The organism is Nonlabens xiamenensis (assembly GCF_003865345.1).
Lineage (GTDB): Bacteria > Bacteroidota > Bacteroidia > Flavobacteriales > Flavobacteriaceae > Nonlabens > Nonlabens xiamenensis.
In genome coordinates this window covers 71,437-90,120 of the sequence record NZ_RMVE01000005.1, presented here as the reverse complement: position 1 = coordinate 90,120, position 18,684 = coordinate 71,437, and the positions used below count along the sequence as shown (strand labels likewise).

The following is an 18,684-nucleotide window of genomic DNA, read 5'->3' as shown; positions in this document are numbered from 1 at the left end:
AATCGTTAAGGTTTACAGATTTTTACGAATTAATTATAGCAGGTAAATGTTCATTGAACCATCTGAATCGGTTAATGATCATCACATGAGTCCCCCCTTCAATGGTGGTACAATCCTCAATGTATTTGATGGGAAATACCGGATCACTATCGCCGTGTATGTGAATAGTTCCTGGTAAAGGTTTGTCTTGTTGCCAATTGACAACTTTTTCTAAGGCCCAATCCAAATAGCGGCGGTCATTGACAGAAAGGTATTTATTATAGAGTTTTATTTTTTTGGCAGCTATACCAAAATTGTATTTATTCAACAACTCCATACGTTCCACAAGTCTGGTAGGCAAACATTTGTGGATACCCGTGCGCCTGGCGAACTTCATGCGCCTGGGGAACTCTGTCGTACTTTTGATACTGGAAATGATGATGAGCTTATCCACAGAAATTTGCTTGGCCATCTCTTGCACTATAATTCCGCCAAAAGACACACCAATTAACACAGGATTCTCAAACTTAACCTCCTCTAGCAGTCGACTGGCGTAAGAGGATATGGACTCATTTTTATAAGGGATCAACCATTCAAGCAGATGAATGTTAAATTGGTCTTCAGGAAGCGAAAGATGTTCAAAAATAAGTGGGGAGGCCGCCATACCGGGCATCATATAAACATGTTTCATTTTGTATGAATATACTACTAATTAAGTCTTTAACATTTAAAAAGGTAACTTAACATCATTTTTGGAGTATCTTTGAACCAATCACAATGAAATTTTTACTCTTCACTAATCGACCAAAGTTAAGGCTTATAAATTAGTGAACGCCATACTAAGGCGTCCCGAGTTAAAAGAATGTATATGGACACCACAACAAGCACTGAAGTTACTGACAATAGTTTTTTACGTCAGTACGAATGTCGTAAAGGAGACTTTCTTGCTAAAGTCGAATACGCACAACAGGAAAGAAAAATTTTTCTTACCAAACTGATCATCCCTGAACAACTGGAAGAGGATGTAGATTTTAAAAACGAATTTTTAACTGCAGTTTTTGATAATATCAAAAACGAAAAGGAATTAAAGGTTGTACCTACACATCCAAAGATCGCTGGTTTTGTACGTAAGAACCGGATCAAATACAAGGAAATGCTTCCCGTGGGAATCAGCATTTAAGTAGCTGAATACCTTTCCTTCCATGTAGACCTGGCCGATTCAAGATCGGCCGGAGTATCTATACCTACGCTCGTGTGATCGGTCAAAATCATTTTGATTTTCTTGCCGTGTTCCAAATATCTGATACATTCAATTTTCTCAGATTGTTCAAGTGGTGTAGGCGATTGCGTATAAAAATCGAGTAAAGCCTCTTTGCGAAATGCATATATCCCTATATGCTTATATACAGGCTGTAGAATCTTTAAATCCCTGGGAAAAGGTATGACTGATCTGGAAAAATAAATCGCGTTATTTTGCATATCCGTCACCACTTTAACATTGTTAGGATTTTCAATGTCTTCTCTTTTGGCCATGACATGCATAAGGGAGGCCAGAGAGATTTCCTTTTGCTCGTCCCGCTCAAATACCCCAATCAACTTTTCTAAATCTTCTTTATTGGTAAAGGGTTCATCTCCTTGTACGTTGACCACTATATCTGCATCAGAATTTTCAACGGCCTCGGCAATACGGTCACTTCCACAATGGTGTTCACGTTTGGATTTAATCACTGTACCACCGTTGTTTTTGACTTCTTTATAAATGATGTCAGAATCCGTAGCGACCACCACTTCATCAAACAAACCCGTTTGTAATGTAGCCTGGTAAGTCCTAACGATAACAGACTGACCACATAAATCCTGCATGAGTTTTGCTGGAAATCTACTGGCCTGGTACCTGGCTGGAATAACTGCGATTTTCTTCATATATATTTTAATTGTCCGATAACAGTTATGTCTCGGCCTCATCTGGTGTTTGCTTTCCTTGAATGCTACTCCATGGAAAAAGTGGTTGCCACCGCTGAGTTAAAGATAAAAATTCCTTCCGAGCCTTACGAGCATGTTTTAAATCATTATTGGTCTGGCTCAGTTGCCGCTTTCGCGAAAGCGAAAATAGACAATGCCTCGTTCCTTTCCAATCCTAAGATCAAAGGATCAAAAAACGATCCCGTCAGCAATTTATCATGAACAATCTCAAAGAATTATCGATTAAAAACAACATAATTGATAAAATTAACACAATCAACGATAAAAATACTTTTGGTGCCTATATTAGCTACTGATTATTAAACAATTGACATAAAAAAAACCAGATGGCAACCACCAAAAACCAGTTTTGTCTCTTAAGGATCCGCCTATTGATGATCTTTTTATGGTTCTGCATTCCGACCAGTTGGTCCTATGCCTACACCATATACAATTGCAGCACGACCAGCGAACTTAGAAATGCGATGGGTATAGCCAATCCGGGAGATGAAATCATCATCATGCCAGGAACCTATGAACCCAGCGGTAAAGTAATGGACGCGATAGGAAAATTTGTAAGATTTACCTCAGACAGAAGTGGAACGCCGACCCAACCTATCATTCTGCGAGGTTCCAGCAGCACCAACAGACCACTATTGCAGTGCCCGGATAACGACATCTATGATGGTGCTATTCTGAGCATTACTGGAGATTATTGGGACATCAGGGATTTGCGTATAGAACAAGGAGATAAAGGTATCATGTTGGATACGGCCAATTATTGCACTTTGACCAATATCGATGTTCAGGACATAGGCGAGGAAGGCATACATATCAGAAGTGGTTCGAGTCACAATACCATCATTTCCTGTAGTATCAGTAATACTGGAGTGAATTCAGCTGGTTTTGGAGAAGGAATTTATATTGGGTCGGATCGATCCCAACACAGCACCTACAATCCAGATTGTAATTACAATACTATTGACAACTGCATCATGGGTCCCAATATCAGGGCAGAACATTTTGATATCAAGGAAGGCACCGAGTATAATGTAGTCAAGAATTGCATCATGGATGGGACTGGCATTACTGGAGCAAATTTTTCAGATTCCTTTATGGACATCAAAGGTATCTACACCTTTATATACTTCAACACTTTTCAAGTCAATGGCAACACCAACATTGCGAGCATGATCGATTTCAACAATCGTATGTCCAGCAGCTATACGTATAAAACCGGTTATCGCAATTCGTTTTTTGGCAACACCTTTGAATTGGGAACCCAAACCAGTATTCCAACGGCGACCTCAAGAGGTGCGGTATCCAATGAAATACATGTTTTTGACAATGTAAGAAACCCCTCAAGCCCTTGGATCAAGACCCCCAACACGGCAGCTTCAACGGATGCCTACGAATTTTGCCCGTCATGGAACATTGTTTCCTGTTCCACTCTGGGCAATACTGAAGTTGCCGCAGGCACAGAATTTCTCCTTTATCCCAATCCAGCCGATCACAAGCTTTACATCAACATGGAGGACCTTTCGTCCTACCAAATAAAGGTGATCGATTTGAATGGTCAAGTCATTAGTCAAATCGCTGTGGGTTCAGATCATATTGATATATCCAGATTGGCTTCAGGAAGTTATGTCTTGCAACTTTCCAGTAATACCCAACAATTATCCCAGGTGTTTATTAAAGAATAATCGCAAGATGATGAAGATCATTTGGGACTTTTAAATCAATTAAAATATTTGTTTTTCAACGAGATAGGTGTTGGTCTGATGGCATTCCTTCTGGTCTCTTTTTCTTAAAAAACCTTTTGTACAACTTACGCATACCTACCAAAAGGAAAAATACAACCAATACCGCCACAAAGGGCAACACCATCGACAGCACGGATAAAAAGCTACTCACCCCAGCCTCCACAGTACTCACTACTGGATTGCCTAAACCACCAGTAAAGGTGGTACTTGCCGCACGCGCAGCCGTAGTTGTGGTAGATACAGCAGCTGCAGTACCTCCACCGGCAATAATAGCCAACGTCCAAGAGTAGACTGGGTCCATATCCCCTATTACACTTACCATGACGGCAGTACCTGCGACGGTTGCCAAGGGAATAGAAATCGTGTCCAGTAAATTGTCCACATACGGAATATAATAAGCTAATACTTCAACAACGGCAGCCACTCCTAATACGATGATAGCGGTAAGACTTCCTGCCCATTGCCAATCCTCAGCCAGCGGAATCCATCCCATATATCCCGCAAAACTGAGCAACAATAGCGGAATAAAAACACGGAAACCGGCACTTGCCGAAAGCCCGATTCCCAAACATATACTTAAAAAGATTTCCATACGCCTACTCTATAAAGTGATCATTTTTAAAACCAATAAGATACAAATTTGTTTTGGCGCGCGTAACTGCCGTATATAACCATCGCAAATAACCTTTGTTGGGCCCGTCAGGAAGATAGGGTTGTTCGACAATCACATTTTCCCATTGCCCACCCTGAGATTTATGACAGGTCATGGCATAACTAAATTTAACCTGCAACGCATTAAAGAACGGATTTTCCTTAATTTCCTTGTACTGTTTATATTTCGGCAGTTTTAGATAGTCCATACGTACCTCTTGATAGAGTTTATTGTTCTCTTCATAGGTCAAGGATGGACTTTCTGAACTTAAGGTATCCAAGAGTAGAACGGTTTCAAAATCTTTCATTTTGGGATAGTCTACCATACGCACCTTCACCTCGGCAAATTGGAAACCGTAGATGTGTTTGATGGAAAAGATCTCAAGCACTTCAATAATATCTCCATTGGCAATAAAACCTGCATCACTGTTGGGTTGTAACCAATGGTAGTTATTTTTGACCACCATCAAGAAGTCTCCAGCCGATAATTCATTCTCATTAAATAGAATTCTGGAGCGAATTTGCTGGTTGTAGAGATTGGCTCTTTTGTTAGATCTCACAATAATGGCGGTTTCTTCATGACCGTGAAAATCATAGGCACTCTGTATCGCATCCATAATTTCGTAACCGTCGATCAGCCGATTGATATCCGTGAACTCCTGCACATCAAATTTAAAATCGAATTCTTCGTTAAGTATATGGTTCCTGATTTGTGTGGCATTGAATAATATTCCTGAACCTTCACTTTGTCTTTTTACCTCGTCAAGCTCGATTTCGGTAACGGACTTCAGGTAACGTTGCTCCAGGACTTGAGCTTCCAACGCTGGAGAAACTTCTAGTCGGACTGGTGGTAACTGCGCGGTATCTCCAATGATCAGGAGTTTGCACTGCACCCCACTATAAACGTATTCTATCAAGTCGTCCAACAAAGATCCGTTTCCACCAAACATCTTGTTTTCTGCAGCTACATCAGGAATCATGGAAGACTCATCTACCACGAAGATAGCTTTGCGGTGCTTATTTTGCTTGAGGGTGAATTGCACATTGTTGCCTTGAGATTTAGGATAATAGATTTCCCTATGGATTGTGGCAGCAGGCTTATTGGAATAGTTACTGATCACTTTGGCGGCCCTTCCGGTGGGTGCAAGCAGCACCGTATGTTGTCTCACTTTCCAGATGCTCTTTACCAGGCTACTGATGATCGTCGTCTTTCCGGTTCCAGCATAACCTTTGAGTAAAAAAACACGATCCTTTTCTTGATCCAGCACAAAATCAGACAGTGCTTCCAGGGCTCTATCCTGTTCCTGCGTGGGTCGGAAAGGGAACTCGGTAAGCAAATTTTTGTAGAAATCTTCTGAATTCATGTAGGATTGTGGACAACTAGGGATAAACTTAACCCAAATTTTAAACTGGAAACTAGGGCGATTTAAAAAATATTGTAGATTTGTTAGCTTTGAAATAAAGCATAAACCAAATAATTCATGTCAAATTTAATTATATCTGTCGTTTTAGGCCTTATCGTACTGGTATTGCTTGCGATCTTTATCAACAAAATACCAAAAAAGCTGCACCCGATAGTGATCATCATTCTTTTAGGAATCAGCGGATTTTTTGGATATAAGCTATACAAGACTATAGAAGAGCCAGTTAAATTTGAAGCTGTAAAGGAAGAGCGATATAAGCAGGTCATCGGGCAATTGATCCATCTGCGTGAGGCACAAAATGCTTATAAGACCATCACTGGAACTTATTCAGACAATATTGATGCGTTAGCCAAATTTGTAGACACTGCCGAATTTGCATTAACCCAGAAGCGAGACAGTACAGTAATCGATCGAGAGCGTAACATCAAGTTTAGATTGAGTCCTGATGATCCCAACGGATATAAGAAAGAAATTACTTTGATAGATACCTTGGGCTTTAGATCGGTTAAAGATTCTTTGTTTACCGACGTGAAAATCGCTCAACTATTGGAATACCCGTTTGAAGGAGCTCCAGGAAGCATTGAGCTCAAAACAGATGTTTATATCGACAAGGACAACCGTATCCCCATCTTCAGAGCACGTGCCATGAAGAAAGATATCTTATGGGACCAACCAGAACGACTGCTGAAAGATGAGTTGGAGATACGCAGTGTAGAAGCCATTGATGGAGATGCCATTGTGGTAGGTAGCCTTGATGAGGTAACCACCAGCGGGAATTGGCCCAGACAATATGCCGAAAACTAAGGATACACCCATATTAAAGAAACTGTCCGTCTTGATTCATCAGGATGGACTTTCTTTTTATGCCTATCAGGATGGGCAAATATTGGATGCTTATCACGAGCGATTCAAGCATCCGGCTAATCCGATTGAGCTTTTAAAACGCATCGAGGAAATTTACCAACAGCAAGAGTTTTTGGATTACGCTTTCGCGAAAGCGACCCTATTCTACCACCATAATATTTTTACCTGTGTTCCTGGCGAAATCTTCAATGAGAAGCAGGCCGTGGATTATTTAAAGTATAACGCTCGTATCCTCGAAACAGACCACATCAGCACTGACGAACTATCTGGTGAGTTAAACATCCATACCGTCTATATCGCCTATGCCAATATCAATAATTATTTCTTTGAGCGCTACGGTAGTTTTGACTATTATCATTACGGCAGCAGGCTTCTCGAGTTGCGCAGTCAGGACGCCAAGAGTTTGCATTTCGACGTGAGCCTCGAAGTGATGGTGTCAGATTTTTATCTCAGCATCTTTAAAAACGGAAAGTTGCACGCCCACAACCTATTCCCTTTTGAAGCTATAGAAGATATCTTGTATTATACCATGTACACCACTCATCATTGTGAGGCAGACCCTGAAACCTTTAAACTGCGGATTATTTCAGAAAACCACGATCAGGAACTCTACGACCTACTGTACACGTATGTCAGACACGTAGAATACCAGCAGGATTATCCAACCTACAAAAATCAATTCCTATGCGTATAATTTCTGGCACTCATAAAGGTCGTAGAATCATGGCACCAAAAAACCTTCCTGTGCGCCCTACAACCGATATGGCCAAAGAGGCCTTATTCAACATTCTCAGGCACCAAATTCATATTCCTGGGACCAAGGTCTTAGAACTTTTTGCCGGCAGCGGAAATATGTCTTATGAATTTGCCAGCAGAGGTGCAGCAGCGATCACCGCCGTAGATCAACATTATCCTTGCATATCTTTCATTAAAAAAACTGCCGAAACCCTAGAATTTCCGATCGATACCATTAAGGCAGATGTATTCAGTTTTTTAACCAAACATCGCGGAACCTATGATTTGATTTTTGCAGATCCGCCTTACGGACTCGAGCAGGCAGAATTTCATCAATTGGCTGATCTGGTGATGGAGGCTGAATTATTGGCGCCGGGTGGTATATTTATCATGGAGCACTCCAAACATACGAATATGGAAGAGCACCCTCATTTAGATAATTCCAGAAGGTATGGCGGAACGGTATTTAGTTTTTTCAACGGCCCAGAAGAAGAGGAGTAAAATGCAGACATATCGGGTAAAGATATCTTGGTTTGCCATAGCCATAATCACCTGTTTGTCGCTGGGCAACTGCCAGCAGTTGACCAAAAAACCTTTGTCACTGGGCGGTAAAAACCTCCAACAATCTGAGGCCTTTAATGTATCTAGTGACAGATTCTTAGATGGCATCTATCCAGTCAGTGAGACTACAACCTCATTGAGTTATATGGATCCAGGAAGTGATAAAGTTTATGCTGTCGCCTATCGACCTGTAACTGTACCTATGGACTATAAGTTTATTGAAATAGAGATGGCTCAAGGGCGACCTGTCATCGATATTGTATTATATCCTGAAGGCGCAAAGCGATTGTATCAAGCTACCCTAGAGGCCTCGCGTGCAAGAGAGCCTTTATTTTTAGTCATTGATGGCAAGGTCATTAGCGCTCCAATGGCTCAACAAGCTATCGAAGGCGGCCGAGTACAATTTTTTGGATCTAACGATATCCAAGAGGTACAAGAAATCGTCAAAAGAATGAAAGCTATACCATAAAAAAGCAGGCCTATAAGCCGGATTCTGTGTTCGCTGCTTCCCAAAGGAAAAAGATGAACCCTTATCATTTATCTGGGGTTACGGTTACCCGGAACCTCTAGCTGTCTACCCTTCAGAATCGCGCGGATCGCACTCAAGCTCTGATATACGCGACATTGCACCACATAGAGTTTACCTGATTTCACTACAGCATGATCTGTACATTCTTTCTGTTGCACTGGTCCTATTCCGATAAAAATCGAAATGGCGGCCGTTAACCGCTATGTCATCCTATGGTGTCCGGACTTTCCTACCCTCCTTACAGAGGATCGATAAGGCGGCCTGCTCTGCGCAAAGCTACATTATATTCTGTTGATAATTTGTATAAATCAAAAGCTCTGTTTTTAGACTCCAATGCCCCGACAAGCTTATCTTTGAACCATGGAACCATTTATAGTATCGGCCAGAAAATATCGCCCAGAGAGCTTTGAGGATGTTGTGGGCCAGGGTGCCATTACCAAAACCCTGGAGAACGCTATTCAAAACAATCACTTGGCCCAGGCTTTACTATTTACAGGTCCTAGAGGAGTTGGAAAAACGACTTGTGCCCGAATCCTGGCCAAGAAAATCAACCAGGAAAGTGGTCACCATGACCCTGATGAGGATTTTGCCTTTAATATTTTTGAGCTGGATGCGGCTTCTAATAATGGTGTCGATCAGATCAGAAGTATTGTCGATCAGGTGCGTATTCCTCCACAGGTCGGAACGTATAAGGTCTATATCATTGACGAGGTGCATATGCTTTCCAACGCAGCCTTTAATGCTTTTTTAAAGACCCTGGAAGAACCACCTGCACATGCCATTTTTATCCTGGCAACTACAGAAAAGCATAAGATCATACCTACCATACTTTCCCGTTGTCAGATATTTGACTTTAAACGTATCACCGTTAGCGATATGCGTGAACATCTTAAGCGTATCGCCTCCAAAGAAGGCATTGAAGCCGAAGAGGAAGCATTACAAATCATAGCTCAAAAGGCAGATGGCGCCCTGAGGGACTCCTTGTCTATTTTTGACCGTGTGGTGAGCTTTTCAGGTAAACATCTGAACGTTCAAGCCGTTACTGAAAATTTAAATGTCCTGGATCGGGAAACTTATTTTCAAGTGACAGAATTACTCTTAGAAAACAATATTCCCCAATTATTGGTGGACTATAATGAGATCATGTCCAAAGGTTTTGATGGCCAACACTTCATCAGTGGGCTGGCATCGCACTTCAGGGACTTGATGGTCTGTAAAGATGAGCGTACTATTCCCCTGCTCGAACTCGGCGAACAAACCAAAGCCAAATACCTCGAACAATCAAAAAAAGTGGACCTGGCTTTTTTGAGAAAAGGCATTGAAATTGCCAACGATGCCGATTTCAATTACCGCGCCAGCAGAAACCAAAGACTGCTGGTTGAACTGACCTTAATGCAACTGGCCTCCATCAACCTTGATGGAGAAAAAAAAAATGACCTAAAGCAGATTCTTCCGGCTACCTATTTCAAAGATCAATCTATAACCTCCTACCCTCAGGACACAACGATTTCAACTGAAACAAAACCGACAGTAGCTGATAACGATAACCAAGTCAATACACCGGTCGCTTCAACCCCTGAACAGATAAAAGCTGAACCATCAGCAACAAAGCCAAAACCTACACAACCTTCAAAAGATCAACAAGTTGCAACGATGCCTGGTGAAGATACAGCAACCGAAACCCCTTCCACTACACCCAATAAATCCCTGGAAGAAGCCAGAAAGGCATTGCTTCAAAAAAGCCGACGCAAGGTAAGTGGTCTTTCTATTCAAGGTATAGAAGTACAAAAGAATCATGTTGCCCTGCGACAAGATCAACAACTACATCAGGATAAACTACCAGAAGAAGATTTTACCCAAGAAAGACTGCATGAGGTGTGGCAACAATATATCGAACACCTGAAAGCGCGTGGCGAATTAATTCTAGCAAGTATACTGAATGCGGATCAACCTCAGTTAAAAGGTCGTAAGTTATGTCTAAAATTCCCTAATGAATCCATGAAGGTGACTCTGGAACAATCACAGGGTCAGGTGATGGAATACATCAAAAGAGAGTTGCGTAACTACAGCATTGAATTTGACATCCTGGTAGACCAGACGGTCACCAAAAAATATGTCTATACCGATCAGGACAAATACAGTAAACTGGTAGAAAAAAATCCAGCCGTCGACTTGTTAAGACGTACCTTTGATTTAGACTTCTAAAACCCAACCGGATCCAGTTACCGACCTAAAGGAATTATACGGATTATAGTCTATAAGAAATTCCAGCTTGAAAATAACGATTGCTGGCATCGTTGTCCTCTCCAAAGTCTCGATCAAATATGTTGGATAATCCAAATCCATACCTCAAGTCAATGGACCAATTCTCGTCAAACATATACCCTAATCCGGCAACGCCCAGAAAATCGTAATTGTAATAGTCGTTGTTATCGTTTTCAGTGACATTCACACCAGCCTGCGGTCCCACCAATACGTATAACTTATTGCTCAAATCGATATTGGCGAGGACAGTTACTTGAAGCCAATTGGTTTTTAAGTCTACCCGATCCCCATTCTCCAGAGCGATGGCGTTTTCATTCACACCCAATGCAGAAACACCAATTTCAGGTTGTAAAGAGAAGGAATCACTCAAAGAAATTTCAGCCAGGAAATTAGCATGCAAACCAAACCTTCCATCTAAATCCTCATCTCCATCAACGCTTAAATTAGAGTAATTGAGACCCAATCTAAATCCGTAATCCACTCCTCCAGATCGTTGTGCCCAAACGGCGGTAGAACAAATAAGCGCAAAGGTATAAAGTAATACTTTTTTCATGACTGGGGATTTAAGTATATCAAAGTTAATAATAAGGCAGACTTAAATCCCTCAATTTAAAATAGAATGAGAACTTATCGTTGATCGGCGTTAAAAATCGATTTAATGATACCATCTGTCAAACCGATTTTGGGAACGTAAATATTCTTGGCCCTACTCCACTTCATTGCCCGCAAATAGATTCTACAGGCCGGAATAATCACATCTGCGCGATCATGGTTCAACCCTAATTTATATATGCGTTCCTCATAGCTGTAGCTTTGTAGCTTTTCGTAATAACTGGCCAGGTAGAAATAACTCAACGGCTTACCAATCGACTTACCGCTATTCTTAAAGATATTGTTGATGTTTCCACCACTTCCGATAAGTTCTACTTTTTCATAGGGCTCGCATACTGCTTCAATCCAGGATTGAGCTTCATCCCACAAATCTTTATCCACCATGTCGTTCAGCAGCCTTACTGTTCCAATCTTAAAGGATTTTGACGCCTTTTCTTTCCCGTCCGAAAAAAGAGTGAATTCCGTACTTCCACCTCCCACGTCCACATAAAGATAAGTTTTACCCTCCTCAATAATGGCATGTAAGTCGGTCATGGCGATAATGGCGGCTTCGTGACTTCCGTCTATAATTTCGATTTTGATACCTGTCTTTTCCAAAATCTCTGCGGCCACCTCATGCCCATTTTGTGCTTCCCGCATCGCACTGGTCGCATAAGCTTTGTATTTTTTTACTTTATGCACATCCATCAATAACTGATAGGATTGCATACTGCTTAACATACGGTTGATATTGGTTTTAGATATTTTCTTTTTGGTAAATACATCCTGTCCCAATCGTATAGGAACCCGCACCAGGCTAATTTTTTTAAATACCGGTGGCTCATCCTTGAACAGGGTGGCCGTGGCAATAAGTAGTCTTATGGCGTTGGAACCTATATCTATAGCGGCGTATTTAGTAATATTGAAGGACATCAATCAGCTATTTATTTTGATAATATTCGTAAGTGGCATATTGAGAACGCAGCGGCGGGTGCTCATCTCTGTAATATTTGTTCAATTGGTGCTCGCAAATGATTCGGGCTTTAACATTATCTCTCCAGCAAATATCCAAGGTCTCTAAAATCTCATTTTTGACATCTTCATCATAGATGGGACAAGCTATTTCCACCCTTTGATCCAAATTACGTGTCATAAAATCAGCACTGGAGATATAAAGATCACGTTCTCCGTTGTTATGGAAATAGTAAACCCTGGGGTGCTCGAGGTAACGATCTACCACACTGCGCACTGTAATATTTTCACTCATACCAGGTACGCCAGGGACAAGACAACAAATCCCTCTAACAATCAATTCTATATTGACCCCAGCATTAGAAGCCTCATAGAACAGATCAATCATTTTAAAGTCAGAAATGGAGTTGATCTTTACTCTGATGTGTGCTTTTTTGCCCGCTTTCGCGAAAGCGATCTCTCGTCTCACTAGCTTTTCAAGGTCCCTGCGCAAATAATGTGGAGAAACCAACAAATGCTTGTAGCGGTGTTGCTTATAATTTACCTCAAAAAATTCAAACACGCGTTCAACTTCCTTGAGGATCTTTTTATTGGCCGTAAATAAGGTGTAGTCTGTATAAATCCCTGCGGTGGACTCGTTAAAGTTTCCGGTAGAGATAAAGCCGTATCTGGCAATCTTACCATCCTCTTCCCTAGTGATACAACAGGCCTTACAATGCACTTTAAGCCCAGTGACCCCAAAGATCATGTTCACGCCTTCTTCCTGCATCAGTTCGGCGTAATTGATATTGGCTTGTTCGTCAAATCTGGCCTGCAGCTCAATGGAAACGGTAACTTCCTTTCCATTTTTGACCGCATTGATCAGAGAAGCTGCGATTTGGGATATTTCAGCCAGCCGGTAAATCGTGATCTTGATGGTGCGTACGGCTGGATCCAGTGCGGCCTCACGCATAAATTTGATGGTATTGGCAAAGGTGTGGTAAGGCGTATATTGAAGAATATCTTTCTGCGCAATCTTTTGAATCAACGACCCACGTATCTCCACTTCTTTTATGGGTAGAGGTACTTGCTTTTCATACATCAAATCTTGTCTGCCCAGGCTGGGGAATTTTAAATAGTCTCGGCGGTTATGATAACGACCACCTGGAATAACGGAATCCGTGTAATCGATTTGTAACTTTTCCATGATAAAGGATAAAGTTTCTGGATGAATATCCTTGTCATAAACAAAACGCACCGGATCACCATCCTTGCGGTCGTGAACACTGCGTCGTATTTTCTCCAACAAGCTCTTCTTCAGGTCCAGTTCCATATCCAGTTCGGCATCCAGCGTTACCTTGATCATATGAACTTCAATGCTCTGATAATCAAAAATATTGAAAATGTAATGCATCCGATGCCTGATCAAATCATCAATCAATATGATGTATTGCTTGTCGTCATTTTCAGGTTGTGGAAGTACGACAAATCTGTTGAGGTATTTTGGTTTTTCTATCAAGGCATAATTTACACTCCCATCTTTCATCAACATGCGCACCGCCAGATAGCCATATCCGTCCCGCAGGTGAGGGAATTCTGCCTCTTTGTCAATCATTATGGTGGCCAGGGCCGGACTGATCTTTTCATTGAAATAATTGCGGATGAATGCCTCGTGTTCCTTTAGAACCTCAGTCTCGTCCACAATCATGATTTGCTTTTCCTTGAGCTCCTCTTCTAGTTCGGCCAGGACCTGGAAACTCAGTGCCTGATCCTTGATCACCTCATTGTTGATTTCTTCCATCAACTCCTCGGCACTTACACCGCCCAGGGATTTAGTAGCATTCTTCCCTGCCCGTTGAATACGCTGGATCGTAGCGTAGCGAACTTTAAAAAATTCGTCCAGGTTGTTGGAAAAAATCCCCAAAAACCTGAGGCGTTCAATCAGAGGAACGCTTTTATCGCTGGCTTCCTGTAATACACGGGCATTGAACTTCAGCCAGCTGAGTTCCCTGTTGTAATATTTGTTTGTCATCTAATTTCTTTAGGAAATACATGGAATTGAGTGGTGCCGCGTTCAACCGCCGACCATTGATCTACCGAAAACTCCAGTACAACCACGCCAGTAGTAGGTACATTGTCAAAGCGTTCAGAGCCCATGGCGTTCACCATCTCTGTAATTCCATGGTTGTGGGAGAAAATCATTAAGGTGTTCACATCATCATCACAACTGCGTACCACAGAAGCCAGACTATGGGCATCAAAAGTGTACAAGGACCTGTTCAATCTCAGCTTACTCAGTTGATAGTCCAAATATTCAGTCACCAGTGTAGCGGTTTGCAGCGCCCTGGCTGCCGTGCTCGACCAAATCAAATCGGGCACCAATCCCATGGTTGATAAGTGCTCACCAATGAGATGTCCGTCGTCGATGCCTCGCTGCGCCAGCACCCGATCGTGATCACGCACATCCAGTTCCCAGGAGGATTTACCATGTCGTATTACAATAAGTCTTTTCATTAAGGTTGTAGTCTTTTAAATTTCCAGCCTCCTTGCTCTTGTTCATAAAGGATCCGGTCATGCATGCGATTGGGGCGCCCTTGCCAAAATTCAAAACTTACAGGCTGGACTCCGTAACCGCCCCAGAAATCCGGCAGAGGTATTTCCTGGCCTTCAAATTTTTGCTCATAATAAGTAAGTCGTTCTTCCAAAGCCTGTCTGGAAACGATCTCGCTGCTCTGCTCACTGGACCAGGCGCCAATCTGGCTACCTCTAGGTCTGGAATGGAAGTAAGCAGCCGACTTTTCTTTGGATAATTGAGTGACCTTTCCTTTGATGGTCACCTGCCTTTCCAGTGCTGGCCAGAAAAAGTGAAGACTTACTTTGGGGTGTTGTTGAATCGCCTCCCCTTTTTCAGAGGTGTAATTGGTATAAAACAAGAATTCTTTCTCATCAATGGCTTTCAATAGCACAATTCGGTTTTTTGGAAATCCGTCGGCACCCAGTGTGGCTAGTCCCATGGCATTGGCCTCTTCAATATCTGGATGATTTTTGGCCATCTCGAACCAGTGATCAAATAGAACGTATGGATCATCATCCAGGTTTTCTTCCAATAAAGCATCCTTGTCATAGGATTTTCTGAGATGGTGGAGGTCGCTCTGCATAAGTTTTTTGCTTGTCTGCAATTTACCAAAAATAGCCCTGAATACGATGGCTTTACACATAAAGAAAGACGCATTGACAAAAATTTCAACACCTGTAAATCTAATGCTAGGTGATTATTATCCTAAATATACTAGTGACGATCCATAGATCAATCACCGCGAGAAACAACATAAGTCATTCCTAATGAATGATCATATTTTCTGATGAATGTGAATTCTAGATGCTTTCCTACAAAAATTGCGCTAAAAACAGGGCTTCTTCTCAAAATCAACGCCCAATTCAAAAGAAAAGCGGCTGAAAATCCGCAAAAATGAGCGGTGTAATCGGCCATAAAATCAATGAATTTTGCTAAAATTAAGTAATCATATGGTAAAAGAAAGATTTTTTCACTTCCTGTGTTAAAAAACAAAATAAAGGTTTTTCCTACAACGTTATATAAACAACTCTTAAACAAACAAACATGTACAACACAAAAAAATGGCTGGCCTTGATTGCCCTAGTGGCTTTCTGGTCTTGTGACAACGACGAACTGGTAGAGTCCCCTGAACTCCCAGAAAAGAATTTTGTTTCCAAAAACTTCAACGGTACCATCCTGGAGGTAGAAGATTTGGGAGGCGGAATTTATCAATTGGGCGACATGCGCATCACCGAAAATCAATTTCTTCCGCTGGATGCTGTTATCAGCCCGTATGATGCACCAGATACTGATTTCGCTAAGCTAAATCAAGCTGATCGTATCAGGAAATGGAACAACAATACGATTGTTTATTCCATTGAAAGTAATTTTTCCCAAAACTTATTAGACAATATACAAGCTGCCATGGATGAGTGGAGCAGCAAGACTGATATCAGGTTTAAAGAGCGCACCAATGAAGGTGACTACGTGCGTATTATATCCAATGGGGCTACCTGTAATTGTGGTTCAGCCTACTTGGGTGTAGTTAATTTTAACGGATTTATCGGTACCATCGAATTAGGTTCCAATTCCAGTGCAAGTGTAATTACTCACGAAATAGGTCACACACTGGGTTATACCCACGAACAGAATCGAGCGGATCGCGATAATTATATCACGATTCTTCCCCAAAATATTTTGAGTAACGCGTTGGGTCAGTACGAGGTGTCAAGTGGCTCCATACCGCTGACTTCTACCCTGGATTATGAATCCATCATGATGTATACGTCCAACACTTTTGGCAATGGAAATGGACCAACCATGGTGAGAAATGATAACGGACAGCCAGTAGCCGGTTCACAAGGAGAATTGACTGCGCTTGATGTGGCGGGAACCAATGTAGCTTACCCGCCTATCGATGATACGATAACAGTGCCTGACCCAGTAGACATTTGTGATGGTGTGGCTGAATACCAGCGACGCAGATACAATGTAGGTGATCGAGTAACCTACTTTGGCTACCTTTGGGAGAGAGAACCGACTGGCTGGAGAAGAATTGGTCAATGCGGCACTAGTAATTAAGTATAGAGTACCAAAATAGCGGTGTAAAAACTGCACGACAGAAAAGCCTCTTTCTTAATTGAAAAAGGCTTTTTTTCGTTTGGTGAAATTGTCCGTATGTTCGCTTTCGCGAAAGCGTACACCGAAAAAAACAACATATGATCACCATGATGGGGTTAAAATTCCATCAAGGGAAATCCAACCGCTACACCTTTAATCGGTTGAGAATACGTTTGAGGTCTGCTTTGAGTTCTTCGGCACAGTCGTAAATCATTTGATCGTCTGTAGGATACGGGACGGCTGCAGGACCAAATGTCCGAATATAGCCATCGTCAATCGCCCGACGATCCCCTTCTATCGTACCGTAAATATGTTCAAATACAAATAGGTTTTGTAAGGGAAAACGTTCCAATACCTGGTTGGTTTGCGTATTCCACATATTGACTGAAGCCGTCACTTGGGCTTCTTTGGTTTGTATATTTTCATAAATTCTGGCACGAACCAATTTAGTTTTATCCACCTTGATGGGGTTGCCCAAACTGTCCTTGACCACATTGCCATTCTTATCCTTAAGGTTTTCTTTACCGACTACAATATTCTTTTCCTTGTAAATTTCGCGTTCGCTGAAACGTTCAGGGCTCAGGGCGATATCTGTAAAGTCCAGGTCCAATAAATAATCCGGAGAAATACCAGGAAGAGAATCGGTGTAGAATTGTTTCCAGGGATCATTCAGTCCGTAGTCAGAAAAATTGAGCATGAATTGCTCCAATTCCTGCGGGATAACCTGTCCAGAATGGTTACTGATACGCGCCTTGATAAACGTAGTTCCTATACGTTGCGCCTCTTCCATCAAACTATTTACATCTTGATATCCTGGATTGATCTGATCCACATATTTCAAATCCTGGTGGATCTCCCTGGCGGCAAATTTATCGGCAGTAGGAAGTTGCAGCCTGGCTTGGTTCACATAGTGATTGGACAATTGATTTCTGGCGCCCAACAGCTCTCGGGTATAATCTTTCATGGGAAAGGAGAGCTTTTTACCATTTTTCACATCTGTCAGTGGCAATAACGGCCTGATGCGATCTTGCCTATCCCGCAGGTTCACCAATAAATCGTATCTGGCTTGCAAGACGTTGGGATTAGTATCTGCGCGACTGCGGTCCAGTTGACGTTCGTCTTCCTCTACGGCTTTGAGATAAGCGTGTTGTAACAGCAATACATAATCTCGTTTACGTTTGGTGGTTTTGTTGCCTCTTAAATTGTCAATAGCGCGATTGATGGCTTGATCATAATTACCATCGTCAATAGCTCGCTGGGTATTTTTCACACCACAAGCGCTGAAGAGCCAACAAATGATCAGTAAAATAGGTAAAGATTTTTTCATATCTTAAAATTTGGTTAAACTTAATTATAATCCTTCTTTTTTGATCGGCCTTGGCGAGAAAAGCATGGATTTAAGGCCAGTTTTTCGTCAAGTGACGCATTTAGGATAGTAAGAAGCCCAATCAACTAGGGTGCCAATGTTGAAGAACCCACATGTTTTAAGACATAGTTTTGCGACTCACTTGCTCGAGTCTGGTGTGGACCTAAGACAGATACAGGTACTCCTAGGTCATAGCTCAAGTAAAACCACAGAAATCTACACGCATGTGGCTACCCATAGATTCAAGGAAATAAAATATCCATTGGACTAGTTTGCACAAAAGAGAAATATAGTAACTTGTACGCATATAAAATTGTTCTACACCATTTGAAACAAACATACGTCATAGCATTTATATTTATTCTGAT

The 18,684-nt window shown here is 41.8% G+C and carries 20 protein-coding genes, 1 other RNA gene and 1 pseudogene; 10 read left to right on the top strand and 12 right to left on the bottom strand.

What is annotated here, in order from left to right; translation table 11 throughout:
- Positions 1-22 precede the first annotated feature (22 nt).
- Positions 23-670 carry an alpha/beta hydrolase family protein gene (locus EGM47_RS13185; RefSeq protein WP_124981303.1) on the bottom strand — a complete coding sequence of 216 codons (648 nt, stop codon included), beginning with the start codon at positions 668-670 and terminating at the stop codon, positions 23-25.
- 177 nt (positions 671-847) lie between these two features.
- Between EGM47_RS13185 and EGM47_RS13180 the strand changes: the two genes are divergently transcribed.
- Positions 848-1,159, top strand: a complete 312-nt coding sequence (locus EGM47_RS13180; protein ID WP_124981302.1) for a GNAT family protein — start codon at positions 848-850, stop codon at positions 1,157-1,159.
- Here the strand turns inward: EGM47_RS13180 and kdsB are convergent.
- Positions 1,156-1,902, bottom strand: coding sequence for a 3-deoxy-manno-octulosonate cytidylyltransferase (gene kdsB / locus EGM47_RS13175; RefSeq protein ID WP_124981301.1), 747 nt, complete (start codon positions 1,900-1,902; stop codon positions 1,156-1,158). The two genes, EGM47_RS13180 and kdsB, sit on opposite strands and share 4 nt — an antisense overlap.
- Before the next feature lie 72 nt (positions 1,903-1,974).
- Here kdsB and EGM47_RS13170 point away from each other — a divergent pair, with 72 nt between their 5' ends.
- Positions 1,975-2,163 (top strand): hypothetical protein, encoded by a 189-nt coding sequence (locus EGM47_RS13170; RefSeq protein ID WP_124981300.1) that lies wholly within the window; start codon positions 1,975-1,977, stop codon positions 2,161-2,163.
- A gap of 125 nt (positions 2,164-2,288) precedes the next feature.
- On the top strand, positions 2,289-3,644 hold the full coding sequence (locus EGM47_RS13165) for a T9SS type A sorting domain-containing protein (protein ID WP_124981299.1): 1,356 nt from the start codon (positions 2,289-2,291) through the stop codon (positions 3,642-3,644).
- A gap of 55 nt (positions 3,645-3,699) precedes the next feature.
- Here the strand turns inward: EGM47_RS13165 and EGM47_RS13160 are convergent, their stop codons facing one another.
- Together EGM47_RS13160 and EGM47_RS13155 are read right to left on the bottom strand one after the other, a co-directional pair.
- Complete coding sequence (locus EGM47_RS13160; protein ID WP_124981298.1) at positions 3,700-4,296, bottom strand: DUF4126 domain-containing protein; 597 nt, start codon at positions 4,294-4,296, stop codon at positions 3,700-3,702.
- A 4-nt stretch (positions 4,297-4,300) separates the two neighbouring features.
- Positions 4,301-5,719, bottom strand: coding sequence for an ATP-dependent DNA helicase (locus EGM47_RS13155; protein WP_124981297.1), 1,419 nt, complete (start codon positions 5,717-5,719; stop codon positions 4,301-4,303).
- 117 nt (positions 5,720-5,836) lie between these two features.
- Here EGM47_RS13155 and EGM47_RS13150 point away from each other — a divergent pair, with 117 nt between their 5' ends.
- From EGM47_RS13150 to EGM47_RS13135, 4 genes are read left to right on the top strand one after another with little or no spacing between them, the layout of a single operon-like run.
- Positions 5,837-6,583: a hypothetical protein gene (locus EGM47_RS13150; protein WP_240642459.1), complete on the top strand. Its 747-nt coding sequence runs from the start codon at positions 5,837-5,839 to the stop codon at positions 6,581-6,583.
- Entirely contained in the window at positions 6,570-7,337 is a 768-nt protein-coding gene (locus tag EGM47_RS13145) for a DUF3822 family protein (RefSeq protein ID WP_124981296.1), read from the top strand. The genes EGM47_RS13150 and EGM47_RS13145 overlap by 14 nt, the downstream gene beginning before the upstream one ends.
- Positions 7,328-7,879 carry a 16S rRNA (guanine(966)-N(2))-methyltransferase RsmD gene (gene rsmD / locus EGM47_RS13140; protein ID WP_124981295.1) on the top strand — a complete coding sequence of 184 codons (552 nt, stop codon included), beginning with the start codon at positions 7,328-7,330 and terminating at the stop codon, positions 7,877-7,879. The genes EGM47_RS13145 and rsmD overlap by 10 nt, the downstream gene beginning before the upstream one ends.
- 55 nt (positions 7,880-7,934) lie before the next feature.
- Positions 7,935-8,408: a SecDF P1 head subdomain-containing protein gene (locus tag EGM47_RS13135; RefSeq protein ID WP_164510896.1), complete on the top strand. Its 474-nt coding sequence runs from the start codon at positions 7,935-7,937 to the stop codon at positions 8,406-8,408.
- Here the strand turns inward: EGM47_RS13135 and rnpB are convergent.
- An RNA gene (gene rnpB, locus EGM47_RS13130) (RNase P RNA component class A) lies at positions 8,406-8,736 on the bottom strand. The genes EGM47_RS13135 and rnpB overlap by 3 nt on opposite strands.
- A gap of 92 nt (positions 8,737-8,828) precedes the next feature.
- Between rnpB and dnaX the strand changes: the two genes are divergently transcribed.
- Positions 8,829-10,673 carry a DNA polymerase III subunit gamma/tau gene (gene dnaX / locus EGM47_RS13125; RefSeq protein ID WP_124981293.1) on the top strand — a complete coding sequence of 615 codons (1,845 nt, stop codon included), beginning with the start codon at positions 8,829-8,831 and terminating at the stop codon, positions 10,671-10,673.
- Between the two features lie 43 nt (positions 10,674-10,716).
- Here dnaX and EGM47_RS13120 read toward each other — a convergent pair whose 3' ends face one another.
- The 6 genes from EGM47_RS13120 to EGM47_RS13095 form a co-directional block, all read right to left on the bottom strand.
- Complete coding sequence (locus EGM47_RS13120; protein ID WP_124981292.1) at positions 10,717-11,286, bottom strand: porin family protein; 570 nt, start codon at positions 11,284-11,286, stop codon at positions 10,717-10,719.
- A gap of 74 nt (positions 11,287-11,360) precedes the next feature.
- The gene (locus EGM47_RS13115; protein ID WP_124981291.1) at positions 11,361-12,257 is read right to left on the bottom strand and encodes a Ppx/GppA phosphatase family protein; all 897 of its coding nucleotides are present in this window, start codon (positions 12,255-12,257) and stop codon (positions 11,361-11,363) included.
- Between the two features lie 7 nt (positions 12,258-12,264).
- A complete protein-coding gene (gene ppk1, locus EGM47_RS13110) occupies positions 12,265-14,307 on the bottom strand; it encodes a polyphosphate kinase 1 (RefSeq protein WP_124981290.1) in 2,043 nt (680 codons plus the stop codon).
- Complete coding sequence (locus EGM47_RS13105; protein WP_124981289.1) at positions 14,304-14,789, bottom strand: SixA phosphatase family protein; 486 nt, start codon at positions 14,787-14,789, stop codon at positions 14,304-14,306. The genes ppk1 and EGM47_RS13105 overlap by 4 nt, the downstream gene beginning before the upstream one ends.
- Positions 14,789-15,433 (bottom strand): pyridoxamine 5'-phosphate oxidase, encoded by a 645-nt coding sequence (gene pdxH, locus EGM47_RS13100; protein ID WP_124981288.1) that lies wholly within the window; start codon positions 15,431-15,433, stop codon positions 14,789-14,791. Before pdxH ends, EGM47_RS13105 begins: the two co-directional genes overlap by 1 nt.
- 149 nt (positions 15,434-15,582) lie before the next feature.
- On the bottom strand, positions 15,583-15,843 hold the full coding sequence (locus EGM47_RS13095) for a hypothetical protein (RefSeq protein ID WP_124981287.1): 261 nt from the start codon (positions 15,841-15,843) through the stop codon (positions 15,583-15,585).
- A gap of 51 nt (positions 15,844-15,894) precedes the next feature.
- Between EGM47_RS13095 and EGM47_RS13090 the strand changes: the two genes are divergently transcribed.
- On the top strand, positions 15,895-16,911 hold the full coding sequence (locus EGM47_RS13090) for a M12 family metallopeptidase (RefSeq protein ID WP_124981286.1): 1,017 nt from the start codon (positions 15,895-15,897) through the stop codon (positions 16,909-16,911).
- A 184-nt stretch (positions 16,912-17,095) separates the two neighbouring features.
- Here the strand turns inward: EGM47_RS13090 and EGM47_RS13085 are convergent, their stop codons facing one another.
- On the bottom strand, positions 17,096-18,277 hold the full coding sequence (locus tag EGM47_RS13085) for a hypothetical protein (RefSeq protein WP_124981285.1): 1,182 nt from the start codon (positions 18,275-18,277) through the stop codon (positions 17,096-17,098).
- 148 nt (positions 18,278-18,425) lie between these two features.
- Between EGM47_RS13085 and EGM47_RS13080 the strand changes: the two are divergent.
- Positions 18,426-18,587: pseudogene (locus tag EGM47_RS13080) on the top strand (tyrosine-type recombinase/integrase); the annotation flags it as partial.
- Positions 18,588-18,684: the final 97 nt, after the last annotated feature.